The organism is Isoptericola halotolerans (assembly GCF_045689585.1).
GTDB classification, from domain to species: domain Bacteria; phylum Actinomycetota; class Actinomycetes; order Actinomycetales; family Cellulomonadaceae; genus Isoptericola; species Isoptericola halotolerans_B.
Window position 1 is genome coordinate 2,851,652 of the sequence record NZ_CP140108.1, and the last position, 20,047, is coordinate 2,871,698.

19 protein-coding genes are annotated in these 20,047 nt (G+C 72.6%); 13 read left to right on the forward strand and 6 right to left on the reverse strand.

Going from position 1 to position 20,047, the window contains the following annotated elements; all coding sequences use genetic code 11:
* The first annotated feature begins 97 nt into the window (after positions 1–97).
* Positions 98–544: an RDD family protein gene (locus tag UQW22_RS13285; protein ID WP_407317493.1), complete on the forward strand. Its 447-nt coding sequence runs from the start codon at positions 98–100 to the stop codon at positions 542–544.
* A gap of 36 nt (positions 545–580) precedes the next feature.
* On the opposite strand, the gene UQW22_RS13290 is transcribed toward UQW22_RS13285, so the two are convergent.
* Genes UQW22_RS13290 through UQW22_RS13305 form a run of 4 tightly spaced genes read right to left on the reverse strand, consistent with a single transcriptional unit; the run spans position 581 to position 3,549 of the window.
* Positions 581–1,315, reverse strand: coding sequence for a DUF4191 domain-containing protein (locus UQW22_RS13290; protein WP_407317494.1), 735 nt, complete (start codon positions 1,313–1,315; stop codon positions 581–583).
* Positions 1,316–1,326: 11 nt separating this feature from the next.
* Positions 1,327–2,337, reverse strand: coding sequence for a lipoyl synthase (gene lipA, locus UQW22_RS13295; RefSeq protein WP_407317496.1), 1,011 nt, complete (start codon positions 2,335–2,337; stop codon positions 1,327–1,329).
* 26 nt (positions 2,338–2,363) lie between these two features.
* Entirely contained in the window at positions 2,364–3,080 is a 717-nt protein-coding gene (lipB, locus tag UQW22_RS13300) for a lipoyl(octanoyl) transferase LipB (protein WP_407317497.1), read from the reverse strand.
* Between the two features lie 10 nt (positions 3,081–3,090).
* Complete coding sequence (locus UQW22_RS13305; RefSeq protein ID WP_407317498.1) at positions 3,091–3,549, reverse strand: MarR family winged helix-turn-helix transcriptional regulator; 459 nt, start codon at positions 3,547–3,549, stop codon at positions 3,091–3,093.
* A 27-nt stretch (positions 3,550–3,576) separates the two neighbouring features.
* Here UQW22_RS13305 and UQW22_RS13310 point away from each other — a divergent pair, with 27 nt between their 5' ends.
* The 3 genes from UQW22_RS13310 to UQW22_RS13320 are packed head-to-tail and all read left to right on the forward strand — an operon-like array spanning position 3,577 to position 8,379.
* Positions 3,577–5,865, forward strand: a complete 2,289-nt coding sequence (locus UQW22_RS13310) for an MMPL family transporter (protein WP_407317500.1) — start codon at positions 3,577–3,579, stop codon at positions 5,863–5,865.
* Positions 5,866–5,925: 60 nt separating this feature from the next.
* Entirely contained in the window at positions 5,926–7,029 is a 1,104-nt protein-coding gene (locus UQW22_RS13315) for a Gfo/Idh/MocA family protein (RefSeq protein ID WP_407317501.1), read from the forward strand.
* A 57-nt stretch (positions 7,030–7,086) separates the two neighbouring features.
* The gene (locus tag UQW22_RS13320; RefSeq protein ID WP_407317502.1) at positions 7,087–8,379 is read left to right on the forward strand and encodes a hypothetical protein; all 1,293 of its coding nucleotides are present in this window, start codon (positions 7,087–7,089) and stop codon (positions 8,377–8,379) included.
* A 70-nt stretch (positions 8,380–8,449) separates the two neighbouring features.
* On the opposite strand, the gene sucB is transcribed toward UQW22_RS13320, so the two are convergent.
* On the reverse strand, positions 8,450–10,249 hold the full coding sequence (gene sucB, locus UQW22_RS13325; protein WP_407317504.1) for a 2-oxoglutarate dehydrogenase, E2 component, dihydrolipoamide succinyltransferase: 1,800 nt from the start codon (positions 10,247–10,249) through the stop codon (positions 8,450–8,452).
* Positions 10,250–10,523: 274 nt separating this feature from the next.
* Between sucB and UQW22_RS13330 the strand changes: the two genes are divergently transcribed.
* Entirely contained in the window at positions 10,524–10,889 is a 366-nt protein-coding gene (locus UQW22_RS13330; protein ID WP_407317505.1) for an oxidoreductase, read from the forward strand.
* A 16-nt stretch (positions 10,890–10,905) separates the two neighbouring features.
* Here UQW22_RS13330 and UQW22_RS13335 read toward each other — a convergent pair whose 3' ends face one another.
* Positions 10,906–12,408, reverse strand: coding sequence for a leucyl aminopeptidase (locus UQW22_RS13335; protein ID WP_407317506.1), 1,503 nt, complete (start codon positions 12,406–12,408; stop codon positions 10,906–10,908).
* 63 nt (positions 12,409–12,471) lie between these two features.
* Between UQW22_RS13335 and UQW22_RS13340 the strand changes: the two genes are divergently transcribed.
* The 8 genes from UQW22_RS13340 (at position 12,472) to UQW22_RS13375 (ending at position 20,007) form a co-directional block, all read left to right on the forward strand.
* On the forward strand, positions 12,472–12,828 hold the full coding sequence (locus UQW22_RS13340; RefSeq protein WP_407317508.1) for a hypothetical protein: 357 nt from the start codon (positions 12,472–12,474) through the stop codon (positions 12,826–12,828).
* Positions 12,828–13,292, forward strand: coding sequence for a hypothetical protein (locus UQW22_RS13345; protein WP_407317509.1), 465 nt, complete (start codon positions 12,828–12,830; stop codon positions 13,290–13,292). The genes UQW22_RS13340 and UQW22_RS13345 overlap by 1 nt, the downstream gene beginning before the upstream one ends.
* Positions 13,289–14,368, forward strand: a complete 1,080-nt coding sequence (locus UQW22_RS13350) for a quinone-dependent dihydroorotate dehydrogenase (RefSeq protein WP_407317511.1) — start codon at positions 13,289–13,291, stop codon at positions 14,366–14,368. Before UQW22_RS13345 ends, UQW22_RS13350 begins: the two co-directional genes overlap by 4 nt.
* Positions 14,365–14,574, forward strand: a complete 210-nt coding sequence (locus tag UQW22_RS13355) for a hypothetical protein (protein ID WP_407317512.1) — start codon at positions 14,365–14,367, stop codon at positions 14,572–14,574. The genes UQW22_RS13350 and UQW22_RS13355 overlap by 4 nt, the downstream gene beginning before the upstream one ends.
* 93 nt (positions 14,575–14,667) lie before the next feature.
* Positions 14,668–15,315, forward strand: a complete 648-nt coding sequence (locus UQW22_RS13360) for a BMP family ABC transporter substrate-binding protein (RefSeq protein WP_407317513.1) — start codon at positions 14,668–14,670, stop codon at positions 15,313–15,315.
* Between the two features lie 166 nt (positions 15,316–15,481).
* Positions 15,482–18,214 (forward strand): fibronectin type III domain-containing protein, encoded by a 2,733-nt coding sequence (locus tag UQW22_RS13365; RefSeq protein WP_407317514.1) that lies wholly within the window; start codon positions 15,482–15,484, stop codon positions 18,212–18,214.
* A gap of 53 nt (positions 18,215–18,267) precedes the next feature.
* Positions 18,268–18,879 carry a hypothetical protein gene (locus UQW22_RS13370; RefSeq protein WP_407317515.1) on the forward strand — a complete coding sequence of 204 codons (612 nt, stop codon included), beginning with the start codon at positions 18,268–18,270 and terminating at the stop codon, positions 18,877–18,879.
* Between the two features lie 75 nt (positions 18,880–18,954).
* Positions 18,955–20,007: a hypothetical protein gene (locus tag UQW22_RS13375; RefSeq protein WP_407317516.1), complete on the forward strand. Its 1,053-nt coding sequence runs from the start codon at positions 18,955–18,957 to the stop codon at positions 20,005–20,007.
* Positions 20,008–20,047 lie beyond the last annotated feature (40 nt).

Genomic DNA, 20,047 nt, shown 5'->3' on the forward strand with positions numbered 1-20,047 from the left:
GCGCCCTTGACGCTAGGGCGGCAGGGTTACCCTTGCATAGCGCGTATGTTTCGGCGATGTTACGTAACCCGCTGGTTGCCGCGCGTAGGCTGATCACATGGCTTCACGTGGCGATCTTGGGTCGTGGTTGACCGGCGGAAGCGTCCCGCCTGGTGAGACGGGCGACCGCGACCGGCTCGGTCTCCCCGCGTCGGGCAGCGGTTCACGGGCACCGCTGGGGCGGCGGGTCGTGGCCCTCTGCCTCGACTGGGCCGTCGCCGAGGCCATCAGCTACGGCTTCTTCGACCGGGACCCCATGGTCACGCTGGCGATCTTCGGGCTGATGAACGTGCTGCTCGTGTCGTCCGTCGGATCGACCATCGGGCACCGGCTGCTGGGCCTGCGCGTGCGGCGCCTCGGCGCCCCCGAGCCGCAGATCGTCGGGTTCGGCAGGGGGGCCGTGCGCGCGGTCCTGCTCTGCCTGGTGATCCCTGCCGTGGTGTGGGACGCCGACGGCCGGGGAATGCACGACAGAGCGGCCGGCACCGTCATCGTGCGTCGATGACCGTGCCGGCCGCTGCGTGCCGTGCGAGGGGCGTGCTCAGCGCCCCCGCATCCCCTTGCGGTCGGGGCGTGCCTTCATCGGGTCGACGCCCTTGGGGACGGGCAGGCGGGCACCACCGAGCGCCTTGAGGCGCTTGCCGACCTCAGAGGCCTCGGCGCGCGTGAGGGTCTTCTTCATCTTCTGCACCTTGCGCGCCACCTTGGGCAGCGGGATCTGGCCCTCGCCGTTGCCCACCTGCAGCGTGGTGATGGGCACGTTCTGCAGCACGCGGGCGGTGCGGCGGCGTTCGTCATCGAGCATGCGCTGGACGCGGTGCGACGGCCCCTCGGAGACGAGGACGACGCCGGGGCGCCCGATGCCGCGGAAGACGAGGTCCTGCTGGCGGTTCACCGCGACGGGCTCGTCCTCGAAGCTCCAACCGCCACGCACGGTGCCGAGCGCGGCGCGGACCGCGCCGGGCTGGCCCTCGATCTGGGTGTACGCGGCGCGCTCAGCCTTGCGGGTGAGGACGAACATCGCGCCCAGCAGGGAGAACGGCAGGCCGATGACCGTCGCGTAGATCGGGTGGCCGGTGAGGAAACCGATGAGCAGCGCGAGCGCGAGGATGCCGCAGAAGACCGCGAGCATGATCCAGGTGACGAGGGGGTCCTGCCGCCTCGTCATCTTGTAGGCGGCCCATACCTGGTGGTACCACCGCTGCTTCTTGGGTTTCTTCTGCTTCTTCGTGGGCGCGTCGGCGGAGTCGCCGGCGCCGGACTTGGTGCGGGCCATGGTTGGTGAGTCTACTGGGCTCGGGAGGTCACGAGGCTCGCGGCCTCCTGGCGCGCGGTCGTCGGCTCGGTGAGGTGCGCGAGCGCCTCCGGGACCGACTGCCCCCGCTTGGTCATCGCCTGACCCCACAGGCGCCCGGCGCGGTACGAGGACCGCACGAGCGGGCCGGCCATGACACCGAGGAACCCGACCGCCTCGGCGTGCTCGCTCAGCTCGACGAACTCCTCGGGCCGGACCCAGCGGTCCACGGGGTGGTGGCGCAGCGAGGGGCGCAGGTACTGGGTGATCGTGATGAGGTCGCACCCGGCGGCGTGCAGGTCCTCGAGCGCCTGCTTGACCTCGTCGATCGTCTCGCCCATGCCGAGGATGAGGTTCGACTTGGTGACCAGGCCGGCCTCGCGGGCCCGGGTCAGGACCGACAGCGAGCGGTCGTAGCGGAACGCGGGCCGGATCTGCTTGAAGATCCGCGGCACCGTCTCGACGTTGTGCGCGAGCACCTCGGGTCGGGACTCGTTGACCTGGTCGAGCAGCTCCGGGATTGCGTTGAAGTCCGGGATGAGCAGCTCGACGCCGGTCCCCGGGTTGAGCGCGTGGATCTGGCGGACCGTCTCGGCGTACAGCCAGGCGCCGCCGTCGGCCAGGTCGTCGCGGGCGACCCCGGTGACGGTCGAGTACCTCAGGCCCATCTCGCGCACGGACTCGGCCACGCGGCGCGGCTCGTCGGCGTCGAAGTCGGCGGGCTTGCCCGTGTCGATCTGGCAGAAGTCGCACCGCCGGGTGCACTGGTCGCCGCCGATGAGGAACGTGGCCTCGCGGTCCTCCCAGCACTCGAAGATGTTGGGACAGCCGGCCTCCTCGCACACGGTGTGCAGGCCACCGCCCTTCACGAGTCCCTTGAGCTCCTTGTACTCGGGGCCCATCACCGCCCGGGTCTTGATCCACTCGGGCTTCTTCTCGATGGGGGTGGTGGCGTTGCGGGCCTCGACCCGCAGCATGCGGCGGCCCTCAGGTGCGATGGTCACGACGTCGGTCCCTTCGTAGACGCGCCTCACCCTACGGCGGTGCCCGCGGGTGCGGGGCGGATGTCTTGCTGGGTGGCCGTGAGTTCCGTCACCAGCGGTGACAGGTGCTCGACCAGGGCCGACGCCAGCAGCGGCCGGATCTCGTCGACGGTCACCGGGCGCCCTGCCTCGGCGGACAGCGAGGTCACGTCGGCGTCGTCGATCCCGCACGGCACGATCGCGTCGAACGCCGTCAGGTCGGCGTCGCAGTTGAGCGCCAGGCCGTGCATGGTCACGCCCCGGGCGACGCGCGCCCCGATGGCGCACACCTTGCGCTCCCGTCTCGGCGTCTCGGCGTCGGACCCGTCGGGTGTGCCGTCGTCGGCGGCGAACCAGACGCCCGAGCGTCCCTCGACGCGGACGGTCTCGAGCCCGAGCGTGGTGCACACGGCCATCACCGCGGACTCGAGGGTGCGCACGTACCGGACAACGTCGACGGGCGAGCGCAGCGCGACGATCGGGTACGCGACGAGCTGGCCGGGGCCGTGCCACGTGATCTTGCCGCCGCGGTCGACGTCCACGACGTCGGTGCCGTCGGTGGGGTACTCGTCGCGGCGGGTGCGCCGCCCGGCGGTGTAGACGCTGTCGTGCTCGAGCAGGTAGGTCACGCCGGTGGCCCCGTCCCGCACCGACGCGTGGGTACGACGTTGGAGGTCCCAGCCGGCGCGGTAGTCCGTGCGGCCCGGCAGCGTGACGACGTCCATGCCTGGAAGGCTACTCCGCGTCGGGCCGGTCCTCGCGGCGCTGGAAGCGCACCATCGTCACGAGCAGGTCGCGCAGCTCGCTCGCCTGGCGTTCGTCCAGACCCTGCAGCGCGAGGTCCTCGGCGGGCTGCATGCGCCCCGCCTCGCGTGCCGCGGCCATCCCCGCGCCGGTGACCATGACCGTCCGACGACGGCGGTCGTGCGGGTCCGTGGTCCGCGTGACGTAGCCGGACCTCTCGAGCCGGGCGACCACCTTGCTCATCGTCTGCTCCGTCACGCCGGAGACGGCGGCCAGCTCGCGCTGCGTGCGCGGACCGCCCATCAGGTGCAGCAGGACGGGGAAACCGGCATGGTTGAGCTCCCAGCCGGACAGGTGCTCGTTCCACTCGTGCTCGATGCGGCGCACGACGGTGAACAGCAGCCGGCCGGTGGGCCAGTCGGCCGGTTCTTCGCTCGTCGGGTCGGTCACTTGCTCAGGGTCCCTCTTCAGTGGAGAATGCTCAACATGCTGAGCAATAGATGGACGGGTGTCGTCCGTGGTCTCGTCATTCTGGCAGCCATCGGCGTGTGGCTGGCGATCGGGGTCTTCGGCGGACAGGCCCAGGGTCAGCTCAGCAGCGTCCAGACCAACGACTCGGCGGCCTTCCTGCCCGCCAACGCCGAGTCGACCGAGGCCGCCGAGCTCGCCGCGCAGTTCTCCGACGACGAGACGCTGCCGGCGCTCGTGGTCGCCGAGACGGCGGACGGGTCGCCGCTCACCGACGACCAGCTCGCCGACGTCCGGGCGTTCGCCGGCGCCGTCCCCGGAGCACCGTTGGAGGGCACGAGCGGTGACGAGCCCGCCACCGTCGGGGACGCCAGCATCGCGGACCCCGTCGTCGTCCCGTCCGAGGACGGTCAGGCCGCGCTCGTGGTCGTCTCCCTCGACGCGCAGCTCGCCGAGCAGGACGCCGGCGCCGAGGAGTCCAGCGTCTCTCAGCTCGCGGTCGACGCCCTGCGCGACCTGCAGGGCAGCGACACCGCTGACGGGGGCCTCGTGGGCACCGGCCTGGACTCCTGGGTCACCGGGCCCGCCGGGTTCGTCGCCGACCTCGTCAACGCCTTCGGCGCCATCGACACGGTGCTGCTGCTCGTCGCGCTCGGTGCGGTGCTCGTCATCCTCGCGCTGGTCTACCGCTCGCCCGTGCTGCCGTTCGTGGTGATCTTCAACGCCGTGCTCGCCCTGTGCCTGGCCGGCCTCGCGGTCTACCACCTGGCCGCCAACGACATCCTGGTCCTCAACGGTCAGTCCCAGGGGATCCTGTCCATCCTCGTCGTCGGGGCGTCCGTGGACTACGCCTTGCTGGTGGTCGCCCGGTACCGCGAGGAGCTGCTCCACGTCCGGTCGACGTACACCGCCCTGCGCCGTGCCGTGCGCGCCTCCGTGGAGCCGATCGCCGCCAGCGCCGGAACGGTCGTCGCCGGGCTGCTGTGCCTGCTGCTGTCCGACCTCTCGTCCAACCGCAGCCTCGGGCCCGTCGCCGCGATCGGCATCGTCGCCGCCTTCCTGTCCGCCCTGACGCTCCTGCCGGCGCTGCTGCTCGTCGGTGGGCGGCGCGCCCGCTGGGTGTTCTGGCCCCGGGTCCCGCACGCGGTGACGCAGGACGAGGTCCGGTCCGAGGAGACGGCACGCCCGGCCACCGAGGCGACCGGCGACGACGGACGGGTCGACGTCGCCGACCACGGGCTGTGGTCGCGCGTGGCGACCTTCGTCGGCCGGCACGCCCGACCGGTGTGGATCGTGACCGCCCTGGTGCTGGCGGCGGGCGCGGCGTTCGTGCCGACCCTGGACGCCGACGGCACGGGCGACTCCGAGGTGTTCCTCACCCAGGTCGACTCCGTCGACGGCGAGGAGGCGCTGACCCGCCACTTCGACGGGGTCTCCGCGCAGCCGGCCACGGTCGTCGCACCCGAGGACGACCTCGACGCCGTCGTCGAGGCGGCCGAGGGCACGGCCGGTGTCGCGGCCGCCGCACCCGTGACCGACGAACCGGCCCCGGCTCCAGGAGCCCCGGCGCAGGGCGACCCCCTCGTCGTCGACGGCCTGGTGCGCGTCGACGTGACGACGTCGGCCCCCTCGGACAGCCAGGAGGCCGTCGAGACGGTCTCCGCCCTGCGCGAGTCCGTCCACGGCGTCTCGCCCGAGGCGCTCGTCGGCGGGGCCGCCGCGGAGCGCCTCGACACCCAGCTCGCCGGTCAGCGTGACCTGCAGGTGATCGTGCCCGTCGTGCTCGTGGTCATCCTGCTGATCCTCATGCTGCTGCTGCGCTCCGTGCTGGCCGCCGTGCTGCTCATGGCCGCCAACGTGCTGTCCTTCGGTGCGGCGCTCGGCGTGGCCGCGATCCTGTTCAACCACGTCTTCGACTTCCCCGGCGCGGACCCGTCCGTGCCGCTGTACGCGTTCTGCTTCCTGGTGGCCCTCGGCGTGGACTACTCGATCTTCCTGATGACCCGCGTGCGCGAGGAGAGCCTGCGCGTCGGCACCCGGCAGGGGGTGCTGCGGGGGCTGGCCGTGACCGGGTCCGTGATCACCTCGGCCGGCGTGGTCCTGGCGGCCACGTTCGCGGCGCTCGGCGTCATCCCGCTGCTCTTCCTCGCCCAGCTCGCGTTCATCGTGGCGTTCGGCGTGCTCGTCGACACCCTCGTCGTGCGCAGCCTGTTGGTGCCCGCCCTGGTCCGCGACATCGGTGACCGGGTGTGGTGGCCCTCGCGTCGCTTCCTGCGCGGCGCGCCGCGGCACGGCTGACGGGCAGCTGCGCGGCGCGCTGACCGGCCGAGCGGCCCGCCGTCGGGCACCATGGTCCCCATGGTGGATCACGGGGACACGACAGGTGCGGCGACCGGCGGCGCAGCGGACGACGGCACGACCTACCCGCCGCTGCGTCTGGCGATCGTCGGGTACGGGGGAGCGGGACGCGAGATCCACGCCCGGCTCGCGGCCGAGGCGGGGCACACGGTCACCGCGGTCCTCACGCGGGACTCCGGGCGGCGCACGCAGGCCGCCGGCGACTGGCCCGGCGCGCGGCTGCTCGGCGACCTCGCCGAGCTCATCGAGCTCCGCGCACGGTACGACGCCGTCGTGCTGGCCAGCCCGACGGCACTGCACGCGGAGCAGGCGGCCATGCTCGCCCGTGCCGGCGTGCCGTTCGTGCTCGACAAGCCGATCGGCGTGGACGCGCACGAGGCGCGCGCGGTCGTGGCCGAGGCGGCGGCCACCGGGACACCCTTCACCGTGTTCCACAACCGGCGCTGGGACCCCGAGCAGCGCACGCTGGCAGCGCTCCTCGCCCGGGGCGGCCTCGGTGACGTGCACACGTTCGAGCGCCACTGGGAGCGGTGGCGTCCCGTGCCCCGCAAGCGGTGGAAGGAGAACGACACCGCCGGCGGCGGCCTGCTGCTGGACCTCGGCCCGCACCTCGTGGACTCCGCGACCCAGCTCTTCGGCCCCGTCACCAGCGTCTGGGCGCAGACCCGGGCGCTGACGACACCGACCGAGGACGACGTCTTCCTCGTCCTGAGCCACATGCCCGGGGGAGGGCTCGCCGCCAGCCCGCACGCCGTCGTCTCGCGGCTGTGGGCAGGATCGGTCGTGGGCGCCCCCGGGCCCCGCACCCGGGTGCTCGGCACGGGTGGCGCCTACCTGGTCACGACGTTCGAGCAGGACGCCTCGCCCCTCGAGCTGTTCGACGACGACGCCCCGGCCGGGGCGCACGGCTGGCTCACGCGGGGCCGGGACCGCGAACCGGTCCCCACCGCCGAGGGCTCGCACGCCGACTTCTACCGGGCGCTCGGCCCCTGGCTCGCGGGGGACGCCCCGGCCCCCGTCGACCCGGCCGACGCCGTCCGCACCGCCGAGGTGCTCGACGCCGCCCGCACCTCCGCCCGGGAGGGGCGCCAGATCGCCCTGTGACCGGCAGCCTGTGGACGACCGGAGCGCGGGCGTGCCCGTCCGGTGTTCCATGAACCTGTGCAGACCGACGACGTCCTGACCGTTCCCGCCGACGCCGCCGACCGGACGGCCCTGCTCGAGAGGCTGCGGGCGCTCGCGGCCGTCGACCACCCCTGTGTCCAGCCGGTCGGGGACATGGTCGAGAACCCGGACGGGACGCTCCTCGTCTCCCGGGGGACCGGCACGGCGACGGCGCTGCCGACCGTGCTCGCCGTCCGTGACCGGTGCGACGCCACGGAAGCGGCAGGGATCGCAGTCGCCCTGGCGCAGGGGCTCGCCGCGCTGCACAGCGCGGGCGTCCTGCACGGCCCGCTGGAGGAGGGCGACGTCGTGGTGGGGGCCGACGGACGGCCACGCCTGCGCCCCCGCCCGGACGTGCCCGCCGGGCCGACGACGGAGGCCGACGACGTGCACGCGCTCGCCCGCCTCGTCGACTCGCTCGTCGCCGACCCCGACGCGGACGCGACCGTGGCGCTGCGTGCCGCGCTCGCGCCGGCGCTCGCCGGCGACCCCGGCGTTCGCCCCGCGGCCGGCACCCTGGCGGCACGGGTGGACGAGGCCGTGCCGCCCGGGCCCGTGCGGCTCCCTGAACCCGCGCTGCTGGCGGCCGCGGCGCTGGGCCGTCGGGGCGGAGACCGCGAGGCCGGGCGGCCGACATCGGTCCGGCACCGGCCCGCGCGCCGGGCCGGGCGGGCTCGTCGGGCGGTGGACGCACGACGTTCCAGGCCGAGGCGTGGGCGGTCGGTGCGCCGGTCCGGCGTCGTGCGGTCCGCGGTGGGCGCTGCCGTGGTGCTGGGCGGCACCGGGCTGGCGGTCGCCCTCGTGCTGCACGTCGGAGGTCCGGAGGACCGGCAGCCGGCTCTCGCGGCCGCGCCGACAGCCGCACCGTCGGCCGCGGCGAGCGACGCACCGACCGGAGCGGAGGACGTGCGGGACGCGGTCGTCGAGCAGGACGACCCGGCGGCGGCCGCCGCCGAGCTCACGCGTCGACGGGTGGAGCTTCTCGCGCAGGCCGGCCCACTGGACGAGGTCGTCCTGGCCGGATCACCCGCCGCGGAGGCTGCCGTCGAACGCCTCGAGCAGGTGGCGGCGTCGGGCGTCGAGGTCGACGGTGTCGAGGTGAACGTGCTGGGTTCCCGCACGCTCCGGTCGGACGCGCGCACGGCGGAGGTCGCCGTGGAGTACGTGGTCGAGGAGCACGACCAGACGGTGGACGGCCGGACCACCCGGGTGCCGGCCGACGGACCACGGACGGCGACGCTGCGGCTCGCCTGGACCGACGACGGCTGGCGGGTCGCGGAGGTGGCCTGACGCACCGAGGGCGGGTACCGCGAGGGAGACTCCCTCTCGCGGTACCCGCCCTCGGCGGTGCTGGGTCAGATCAGAGACCGACCTCGGACTCGAACGCGCCCTCCTCGATACGGTTCTTGACCGCGGCGAGGAAGCGGGCGGCGTCGGCGCCGTCGACCAGACGGTGGTCGTAGGACAGGAAGAGGTAGGCCATCTGACGGATCGCGATGGTCTCCTCGCCGTCCGGGCCGGTCACCACGACGGGCTTCTTCGTGATGGTGCCGGTGCCGAGGATCGCGACCTGGCCGACGGGCACGATCGGGGTGTCGATCAGCGCACCGCCGGAACCGGTGTTCGTGATGGTGAACGTGGCACCGCTCAGGTCGTCCGGGCCGACCTTGTTGTCCCGCGTCCGCGCGGCGAGGTCACCGATCTGACGGGCGATGCCGGCCAGGTTGAGGTCGCCGGCGTTCTTGATCACCGGGACGATCAGTCCGCGCTCCGTGTCGACGGCCAGGCCGACGTTCTCCGAGCTGTGGTACGTGATCTCGCCCTTGTCCGTGTCGATCGAGGCGTTGACCTTCGGGAACGCCTTGAGCGCCTCGACCGCGGCGAGCGTGTAGAAGGGGAGGAACGTGAGGTTCGCGCCTTCCCGCGCCTTGAAGGACTCCTTGGCGGCCTTGCGCAGCTTGGCGACCTTCGTGACGTCGACCTCGACCACCGTGGTGAGCTGGGCCTGCGTCTGCATCGCCTCGAGCATGCGGTCCGCCACGACCTTGCGCAGTCGCGACATCTTCTCCGTGGTGCCACGCAGCGGCGAGACCTCGGGGACCGTCGGCTTCTTCGGGGCCGACGCCGGAGCGCCGGACGCGGCGGGAGTCGGCGCCGGTGCGGCAGCCTTCTCCGCGGCGGCCAGCACGTCCTCCTTGCGGACCCGGCCACCGACGCCGGTGCCCTGGACCGTCGAGACGTCCACACCCTTCTCCGCGGCCAGCTTGCGCACCAGCGGGGTCAGGTAGGAGCCCTTGCCCCCGGCGGCCGCGGCAGGTGCGGGCGACTCGGCGGTCTTGGCCGGAGCGGGCGTCGACGCGGCGGGTGCGGGCTCCGGCGTCGCTGCGGCCGGAGCGGGCGTCGCGGCCGGTGCCGACTCGGCCGCGGCGGGCGACGACGGCGCGGGCTCGGGAGCCCCCACCGGCTCGGGCGCCTGGGCGGGCTCCGGCTGCGACGTCTCGGCCGGGGCGGCACCGGAGCCGACGAGCGCGAGCACCGCACCGACCTCGATGGTCTCGTCCTCGTCCACGACGATCTTCTGCAGCGTGCCGGCCACGGGGGACGGGATCTCGGTGTCGACCTTGTCGGTGGAGACCTCGAGCAGGGGCTCGTCGACCTCGACCGAGTCGCCGACGGACTTGAGCCAGCGGGTGACGGTGCCCTCGGTGACGGACTCGCCCAGCGCGGGCAGGGTGACCTCGGTGCCTTCGCCACCGCCGTCCCCGGCCTCCGCAGCAGGCTGCGGAGCGGGCTCGGCGGGCTTCTCGGAGGGCTCGGCGGGGGCCTGCGCAGCGGGCTCGGGCTCCGGCTCGGGCTGCTCGGCCTCGGCGGGCTTCTCCGGCTCGGCCTCCGCCGGGGACGCGGCACCGCCGCCACCACCGGAGCCGTCGCCGACGACGGCGAGGGTGGCGCCGACCTCGACGGTCTCGTCCTCCTCGGCGAGGATCTGCTCCAGCACGCCCGCGACGGGCGAGGGGATCTCGGTGTCGACCTTGTCGGTGGAGACCTCGAGCAGGGGCTCGTCGACCTCCACGGTGTCGCCGACGGACTTGAGCCAACGGGTGACGGTGCCCTCGGTGACGGACTCGCCGAGTGCCGGCAGCTGCACGTTCTCAGACATGACCTGTGGAGTCTCCTTCGATCAGTGGGTCAGGCGACGTGCCGAGGCCGGTCGACCGGTGATCCGGTCGAAACCTCTCCGGTTGCCGCGTTCCTGGTTCACTGGGCCTCATCTTGTCACTTCCTGGGGTCCGGCCCCAATCGTGGCCACCCTGCGAGAACTGTGACGCTCGGTACATCTGGCCCGGATCGCCACGTTTCGTGGCGTCGTGGCCCTCGGTGTCGTCTCCCGGGTGACCGTGCTCACTCCCAGCGGGCAGAGGTAGTCTCGCGACATGTCGTTGAGGTCTGCGATGGACCGCCTGCTCGGCCGGTCCGCCACGCCGTCATCCGCCGCCGCGCCGTCGGGGGGCGGACGTGCTGCTGCCGTGACCCACCTGCAGGAGTTCGTCGGCTCCCGCGTGGGCGTCGAGGCCTACGTGGAGCCTCCGAACGCGCAGACCCCGGCGACGGTCCTGCTCGTCGCCACGACGGGGGAGTGGACGCGCCGGCGGGTCCCGGACGAGCGGACCGGCTTCGACGTGGCCCGGTCGCTGGGGGTGCCCGTGTACAACGTGCGCTTCACGGGCTACCCCCAGCGGATGCGGGACTGGAACTCCGCCCAGCGGGCCGAGCGCCGGCGGAGCCAGGGCTCCCGCTGACGCCCGGCCGTGCCGGTCAGGCGCCGGCGCGTCCCTCCAGGAAGCCGAGCAGCGTCCGCACGCCGACCCCGGTGCCGCCGACGGGCGTGTAGCCGTGCGCCGCCTTCTCGTTGTACGACGGGCCCGCGATGTCCAGGTGCGCCCAGGGGGTGTCCCCGACGAACTCGGCCAGGAAGTGCCCGGCGAACAGCATCCCGCCGGCGCGGTCGGACGCGGCGTTGACCATGTCGGCCACGTTCGACTTCAGCCCCGCCTGGAGCTCGGCGGGCAGCGGCATCGGCCAGAACGGCTCGCCGACTGTGTCCGCGGCCGCCTTGACCTCGTCGCGCACGGCGTCGGAGCCCATGACCGCCGACGTCCGGTTGCCGAGGGCCACCATCTGGGCCCCTGTCAGGGTGGCGATGTCCAGGACGGCGTCGTGACCGTCCTCCACGGCGGCGACGAGACCGTCCGCCATGACGAGCCGGCCCTCGGCGTCGGTGTTGGTGATCTCGACCGTCTTGCCTCCGCGCATCGTGACGACGTCGGACGGGCGCTGCGCGGTGGCGCTCGGCATGTTCTCGGCCAGGCAGAGGTAGCCGGTCACGGCGACCGGCAGGCCGAGCCGCGCGGCCGCGACGACCGTGTGCAGCACGGCGGCGGCACCGGCCATGTCGGACTTCATGGTGAGCATGCCGGCCGGTGGCTTGAGGGAGATACCGCCGGTGTCGAACGTGATCCCCTTGCCGACGATCGCGACCTTGCTCGTCGCCTTCGACGGCGCGTAGGTCAGCTTCACGAGGCGAGGGCCGCGCGACGAGCCCTGCCCGACGCCGGCGATCCCGCCGTAGCCGCCGGCCACGAGCTGCTTGTCGTCCAGCACGGTGACCTTGACGCCCCGGGCGCCCAGCTCCTTCACGGCGGCCTTCGCGGCATCGGCGAACGCCGCCGGGTAGAGGTCGTTGGGCGGGCAGTTCACCAGGTCGCGCGTGCCCTGCACGGCGGCGGCGAGCACCTCGGCCCGGGCGGTCACGGCCTTGGCTCGTGCCGACCGGTACATGCTCGTCGCGACCTGCAGTCGCGTGACCGGCGTCAGCTTGCCGGCAGCCTTCTCCTCACGGTAGCGGGTGTAGGCGTAGGCGCCGAGCAGCGCGCCCTCGGCGACGGCGCCGAGCTCGGCCTCGTCGACCGCCGGCAGCGCGATCACGGCGTCGGCGGCCCCGGCCAGGGTCCGCACGGCCGCGCCGGCGGCGGTGCGCAGGGTCTCGTGGTCGAAGGTGCCGTCGGGCTCGCGCTCGCCGAGGCCCGTCAGGACGAGTACGTCGGCGGCGACGTCGCTGCCGGCCGGCACGGTCCGCACCTCCTGCAGCGCGCCGGTCACGCCGAGGCGTGGAGCCAGGGACTCGATCTGCTCGACGAGCCGGGCGGGCAGCTGGTCCGCCACGACGGCCACGCCGTCGGAGGTGGAGCAGGTCCCGACGACGAGGGCGTCGGCAGCGATGGTGGACGGTTTCTTGCCGGTCAGGGTGAGGTCAGCCACGCGGACCAGGTTAACGCGGCGTCCGGCGTCATGGCGCCGCGAGGCTGCCGGTAGTCTGCGGACGTGGTCCTTCCCCTGTTCGCGCTGTCCGTCGTGCTGTGCGCCGCGCTCGCCGGGTGGGCGGCGTGGTTCGCGGTGCGCGACCGGGCCGTGGTCCTGCGTCAGCTCTTCTGGGCCGGCGCCGTCGAGGCGGTCCTGGTCGTCCAGGCAGTGGTCGCGATCGGCCTCCAGGCCCGGGGCCACGCCGTCGACGGCGCCCTGTTCTGGGGGTACCTGCTCACCGCCGCGCTCCTGCTGCCGCTGGCCGCCGTGTGGGCGTTCGCCGAGCGCACCCGGTGGTCGTCGGTGGTGCTCTGCGTCGCCTCGCTGACCGTGGCCTTCCTGCAGTGGCGTCTCTGGATCATCTGGGGAGGAAGCTGATGGGCGCGTCGTCCCGGGAACCCGTCGCCGGCGCGACCGGCCGCGGGTTCGGACGGCTGCTGGTGACCGTGTACGGCATCCTGGCGTTCGCCGCCCTCGGCCGGTCCTCCTACCAGGTCGCCACCAAGCTGGGCGAGGCCCCGGCGGCCTACCTGCTCTCGCTGCTCGCCGCGGTGGTCTACGTCGTGGCGACCCTGGCGCTCGCCCGGGGCGGGCGCGGGCGGTGGCGGGCGGTCGCCTGGTGCGCCGTCGTCGTCGAGGCCGCCGGCGTGCTCGTGGTCGGCACCGTCTCCCTGGTCGCCCCGCAGCTCTTCGGCGAGCACACCGTCTGGTCGGCGTTCGGCCAGGGGTACGGCTACGTGCCCCTGGTCCTGCCCTTCGTCGGCCTGTGGTGGCTCTGGCACACTCGCCCTGGACGACAACGACCCGTGACCGCGCCGGACGAATCGACGGAGGCTCGATGACCCCGTACTCCCTGCTCTTCCACGGCCTCTTCCGGCGCATGGACCCGGAGCGTGCCCACGAGCTGGCGTTCCGCGCGATCGAGAGGGCGGGACGCGTCCCCGTGCTGCGTGACGTGGTGCAGGGGGCGCTCGCCCCCTACCTCGGGCGCGGGGCGGGCGGCCCGGGCAGCGTCGAGGTGCTGGGCCGGACCGTCCCGGCGCCGTTCGGGCTGGCCGGCGGCTTCGACAAGAACGCGCGGGCGGTCCGCGGACTGATGATGCTCGGGTTCGGTTTCGTCGAGGTCGGCACCGTCACCCCTCGTCCGCAGCCCGGCAACGAGGCTCCGCGCATGTGGCGCGAGCTCGACCTGCGCGGCGTGCGCAACCGGATGGGCTTCAACAACGACGGCGCGCTGGAGATGGCGGAACGGTTGCGTCGGCTGCGGTCGACCGCAGCGGGACGGGCCGCCGTCGTCGGCGTCAACATCGGCAAGAACAAGAGCACGCCGGCCGAGGACGCCGCCGCCGACTACGCGGCGTGCGCCCGGCTGCTGGCCGCGCACGCCGACTACCTGGTGGTCAACGTCTCCTCGCCGAACACGCCGGGGCTGCGCGACCTGCAGACCACGGCCGAGCTGCGGCCGATCCTGGCCGCCGCCCGGCAGGCGGCCGACGAGGCGACGGCCACGGCCGGGGTGCGGCGCACCCCGCTCCTCGTCAAGATCGCTCCGGACCTGGCGGACGCCGACGTGGACGCGGTCGCCGACCTCGCCGCCGAGCTGGGTCTGGACGGCGTGGTGGCCGTGAACACGACGGTCGGCCACGACCGTGGCCCGGGCGGCCTGTCCGGGCCGACCCTGCTGCCCCGGGGGCTCGAGGTCGTGGCGCGCCTGCGCCGACGGCTCGGGCCGGACCCGGTGGTCATCGGTGTGGGGGGCGTGACGCACGCCGACGACGTCCGCGCCTACCTGCGTGCGGGGGCCGACCTGGTGCAGGGCTACACCTCGTTCGTCTACGAGGGGCCCCTGTGGCCCTCGCGCCTGAACCGTGCCCTGACTCGGTCGGCCGGGTCCGTCAGTGCGGGGCGGGTCGCATGATCCGGCCACGGTGGGAATGGGTGCTCACGGACGCCGACGGACGGACGCTGGAACCGTCGTCGAGCCCGGTGTTCACCGCCCAGTACGACGCCGAGCAGTGGCTCGGGGAGCACTGGCGGCGGCTCGCCGCAGCGGGTGCCGCGACCGCGACGCTCCGGCACGACGGTGCCCAGGCGACTCCGACGATCATGTTGCGCGTCCACTAGATGTGATGTCCTGACCCGGTCGTGCGTCGGCCGTTCACCGGAGGGACACGCGCAAGCCGCCGACGCATCACCGCCAGGGGTTTCACTGGCGTGGTGACCCACGGAGGAACTGCCCGCATCGCACGACTCGCCCCGGTGCTCGTGATCCTGGGCGTGCTGCTTCCGGGCTGCGTGGCGGACGGGGAGGTCGCTCCCACTGCCTCAGGAACCCCGCACGAGATCAAGCCTGCACCGGGCCGCACGATCGAGGCGACGCCGCCCGCTTCCGTACCCGGCCTCGACGGTCACCGGATCGCCGTGCTCGTCCCCGACGACTCGGCGGCCTCCGCGACGCTCCTGTCGGCCACCAGGGCGGTGGCCTCCGCGAACGGCGCGGAGGTGCGTGAGTTCTCGGCCGACGCGGCGGGCGAGGATCCGGTCGGTGCGGCTCTCGCGCAGGCTCTCGACACCCGGCCGGACCTGATCGTCGGTCTCGGGGAAGGGGCCGTCGACGTCCTCGGGTTCGAGAGCGCGCAGCGACTCGACCAGCAGTTCCTGGTCGTCGGCGCGCAGCTGCCGGAGCCCACCGACAACGTCACGGCCGTGACCTGGGTCGGCGCGACCTCTCGTGGATCCGCGGCCGGCTCCGACGGCGCCCTCGACGACGCGAGCATCACCGCGGACCGTGGCGAGGATGCGCTCGAGGCCGGCCTGGCGAGCATCCAGGACGGCACCACCGGGGTCGTCCTGCACCTCGGCTGACCTGCTCCCGAAGGGGGACGGACGGCGCGCCACCTCTTCGCACGCGCGACGGCGGGCGTTCATCGCCTCGTCTCCGGGGCGCCATGCGAGGCGAACAGGATGACGCCCGGACGCACCGGATGCGCCTCTTGCCCCAGGCATCGACTCCAGATTGGCGTGTGACACCTTGCTGACCATCGAAGCGTCGCCGACTCCCTCGGGGGACCTCCGCAGGAGCGGGCGGCGTGCTGTCGCCGTTCTCGTCGTCCTCGCGCTGACGGTGGGAGCCTTCGCCGCCAGGGCGCTCCCGGTCGCAGCGTCGGACGACCCCACGAACGCCCCGCCGGCAGAGATCGGCGTGACGCCCGTCCGGGTCGAGGCCGAGAACTACACAGGAGACAACAACGGAGACGTGGTCGACGACCGGGTGATGAACACCGGCGTCGAGCGGCACGGCGGCGCATCCGGCGGTTCCCGCGTGAAGAACACCTTCAACGGTGCCGAGATCTGGTTCGACCAGGTCGACCTCGGCACCACCCCGCTGTCCACGCTCACGTTGCGATACACCGTTCACGAGGGCCGCAGCGGGGTCAACCCGTCGATCGACGTCTTCCTGGACGAGAAGAGCGACGCCACCAGGGTCGCGACCATGGACCTGGGGGTGACGGGCAGCGACTGGGACTCCTACGGCGAGACGACGGTGGACCTGCTGCAGGAGGTCTCCGGCGAGCACAGGCTGATCGTGGTCATGCACGTCGACCCCAAGCCCGGCCAGGGCGCGGGATACCCCAACTACGTCGGCAACATCGACTACCTCGAGCTCGGTCCCGAACCGCTGCCCGAGTCGTTCCTCACCACCGCCGACGCCTGGAAGTACTCCGACGACGGCACCGACCCGTCCGGTGACGGCTCGCTGTCGTGGACGACGGCCGACTTCGACGACTCCGCGTGGGCGAAGGCGGTCGGCTCGTTCGGATCGAAGCGAGGTGGCGCGGAACTCGGCGGCGGCTTCGTCGCGAACACGCTGCTGCAGTACACGCTGGACGGGTCGGCGAGCACAGTACCGACCTACCACTTCCGCAACGAGTTCGCGGTCTCGCGCGCGCAGCTCGCGCAGCTCGAGTCGCTGCAGGGCACGATCACGTACGACGACGCGGTGCGCATCTACGTCAACGGCGAGAAGGTGGCGGGCTTCGTGGACGATCGCGTGGACGGCGCCGAGAACCAGAACGTGACCTACGCCGGGGCGAGCAACGGTGACCCCCGGACCAGCACGTTCACGATCCCGGCGGCTGCGCTCGAGCCCGGTGAGAACGCGGTCTCGGTCGCGCTGTACCAGGACCGCGAGACCAGCAGCGACATCTATCTCGACCTGACGTCGCTCGTCCCCGCCGTGGAGCCCGCCGCCCCGACGATCTCGGACATCGCACTCCACGTCGGTGCCACCGAGGCCGAGCGGAACCTGACCTGGTACTCGGACGTCGACGTGGTGCAGGGCGCGCAGCTCGCGAAGGCGACGGAGGTGGTCGACGGTGAGTTCCCCGCATCGGCCTCCACGGTCGACGCGGAGAAGAGCGGCGAGACGACCAGCGGCGAGTTCTTCCGCGACGTGACCCTCTCCGGTCTCGAGGAGAGCACGGAGTACGCATATCGCGTCGGCAGCGACGAGACGGGCTGGTCAGACATCTCCACGTTCCGCACCCAGCGCTTCTCCGGAGACTTCTCGTTCCTGCTCTTCGGCGACCCCCAGGTCGGCGCCTCCGGCGACCTCGGACGCGACGAGGCCGGTTGGATCGACACGATGAACGTCGCGACGCAGAGCTACCCGGACGCCGAGCTGCTGTTCTCGGCGGGCGACCAGGTCGAGACCGCCTCGAGCGAGGCCCAGTACGACGCGTTCCTGAAGCCGGAACAGGTCCGCAGCATCCCGCTCGTCGTCACGAACGGCAACCACGACGTCGGGTCGAAGGCGTACGAGCAGCACTTCAACGTGCCGAACGAGGACCTGGAGTCCGGTGCGGCGTCGAACGGCACGTCCTCGGGCGGCGACTACTGGTTCCTCTACAAGGACGTGCTGTTCGTCAACATCAACTCGAACAGCCGCGACTTCGCATCGCACCGCGCCTTCATGGAGCAGGTCGTCGCCGAGCACGGTGACGAGGCCAGGTGGAAGGTGCTCGCCTTCCACCACTCGATCTACTCGGTCGCGGCCCACACGGACGACAGCGACATCATCGACCGCCGCGACAGCATGCCGGCCGATGTCTCGGAGCTGGGCTTCGACATGGTGCTGATGGGGCACGACCACAGCTATACCCGTAGCCACCTGATCGATGGCGGCGAGCTGGCCGACACGACCGCGGTCGCGGGCCAGGAACGTGTCGAGGCCGCGGACGGCGACGTGCTGTACATCACCGCGAACTCCGCCAGCGGGTCGAAGTACTACGACGTTCGCGCCCCCGAGGCGTGGTTCGCCTCGGTGATCAACCAGGAGAAGGTGCGCAACTACTCGGCGATCGAGGTCACCGACGAGACGCTCACGGTGCGCACCCTGCGCAGTCAGGCCAACGGCACCGCCGGCCCGGTCAACAGCGTCGTGGACGAGGTCGTGCTCGCCCGGGCCGGAGCGGCGACGGATCTTGACGTGTCGGTGGAGGCATCCACGCGTGTCGTGGCGGGGAAGCAGTACGTGTCGACCGTGGTGACGAACAACGAGGACCTCCCCGTCGACGTCGTGGTCGAGACGCCCTACGGCACCAAGTCGTTCACGGCGGTCCAGCCGGGGAGGTCCGCGAGCGTGTCGATGAACTCGCGCGAGACGTCGATCCCCGCCGGCGAGGTGACGGTCACGGTCACCGGGCAGGTCGGCGAGGAGACGGTGACGCGTTCGCAGACGGCCTCGTACCCGGCCGCCGGCTGAGCACCGGCCTCGACGAATCACTCTGGACGAACCTCTAGCAAGGAGAAGTGGACATGAAGAAGTCTGTTGCGCTGCGAAGCTGCGTGGCCACCTTCGGCGCGGCGCTGCTGGTGTCGGCGGGGTCGGCCGCGCTGGCCGACGAGGACGAGAAGGGCAGCACGGGCGTGGACCTGAACGTCGAGATCGAAGAGCTGGCGGAGCCCGGAGCGCTGGCGTTGACGGTCGCGAGCACCGAGACCACGCTGACGGAGGGTGACTCGACAGAGCTGGAGCGCGTCTTCACAGGAACGCTTCCCCAGGTGACGGTCACCGACACGCGCGCCCCCGAGGACGTCCCGGAGGGCGCGGTGTGGACCGTGCTCGGCTCCGCCAGCGACTTCCACGACGAGGCGCAGGCGAACATCGTCGGGGCGCAGCACCTGGGTTGGGCGCCGAGGCTCGTCGCCGGCGAGGGTGAGGGCGAGCCGTTCGTCTCGGTCGGTGGGGACGTGGCACCGTCCGGACCCGGTCTGGTCGATCACGAGCTGCTGTACCTGGCGGAGTCGGCAGAGGGCAACGATGCCGGGGGTGTGTTCAGCGCGACCGCCGACCTGAGTCTGGTGGTCCCGGCGGACGTGGCGGCGGGCGTGTACTCGTCGACCATCACGCTGTCGCTGTTCGAGTGACTTCGCGGGCGGGGCGGAGCGGATGCCCGCCCCGCCCACCTCTCGCTGTCCGCCCCGACCTCCGGAGCCCGATTCGTGAAGACTGTGCACACCGCTCTCCTCGTCCTGGCACTCGCCGTCACGCCGACGCTGGCAGCTCATCCCGCGACGGCCGCCGTCACCGACGACGCGGTGACGTGGTCGGTGCGACCGGGAGACCAGGACGAAGCGGACGGTCGCGCCTGGGTCGAGTGGGAGGCGGGTCCGGGAGAGTCGCGCATCGAGCACATGGTCGTCACGAACCACAGCGGTGCGGCCGTGGAGTTCGTGCTCAGCGCAGCGGACGGGTACTTCACCGACGCCGGCCGGTTCAACATGCTCGCCTCGGACGAGGAGTCGGTCGCAGCGGGCACGTGGATCGACCTGCCCGAGAGCGTCCTCGTCCCGGCAGGAGGTACGGAGGTCGTGCCCTTCACGGTGACCGTGCCGGAGCGCGCCACGCCGGGCGATCACGTCGCCGGCGTGGCGGCGAGCGTCCGTTCGGCGGGTGACGGAACCGTCGGGGTCGAGTCTCGTGTGGGGTTCCGCGTGATGACTCGCGTGGCCGGCGACCTCGCGCCAGAGCTGAGCGTGGCGGTGTCCGGCGCCTACAGCGGGGTGGTGAACCCCTTCGACGCCGGAGCCCTGGACGTCACGTACGAGGTCGAGAACACGGGCAACGTCCGGTTGCGGACCCAGCCGGAGATCCTCGTCTCGGGCCCGTTCGGGCTCGTGTCGCACGGTGTCCAGGCGGAGGAGATCGTCGAGATCGCCCCGGGAGAGACGCGGCGCGGCACGGTGCGGATCTCTTCGGCCTGGCCGGTGCTCACCTACGACGTGAACATCACTGCGGGGCTCTCGCCGGTGTCCGACGAGCTCTCCTTCGACGGCGCGGAGCAGGCGAACGCACGGACGACGACTCTCGCGGTGCCGTGGTCGCAGCTGGTCGTCCTGGTCGTAACGGCGTTGCTGGTCGTGTGGTCTGCGCTGCGCCGCCGCCATGCGCGCACGAGAACACAGCAGATGATCGCGCAGGCTCGCGAGGAGGCGCTCGCCGAGGCGAGGGCATCGTCCGACGGCGCCCGGCCCCGGGAGCTGCCGATCACCTGACCACTGGCGGACACCGTCCCGACGCCACAGCCGACCGTCC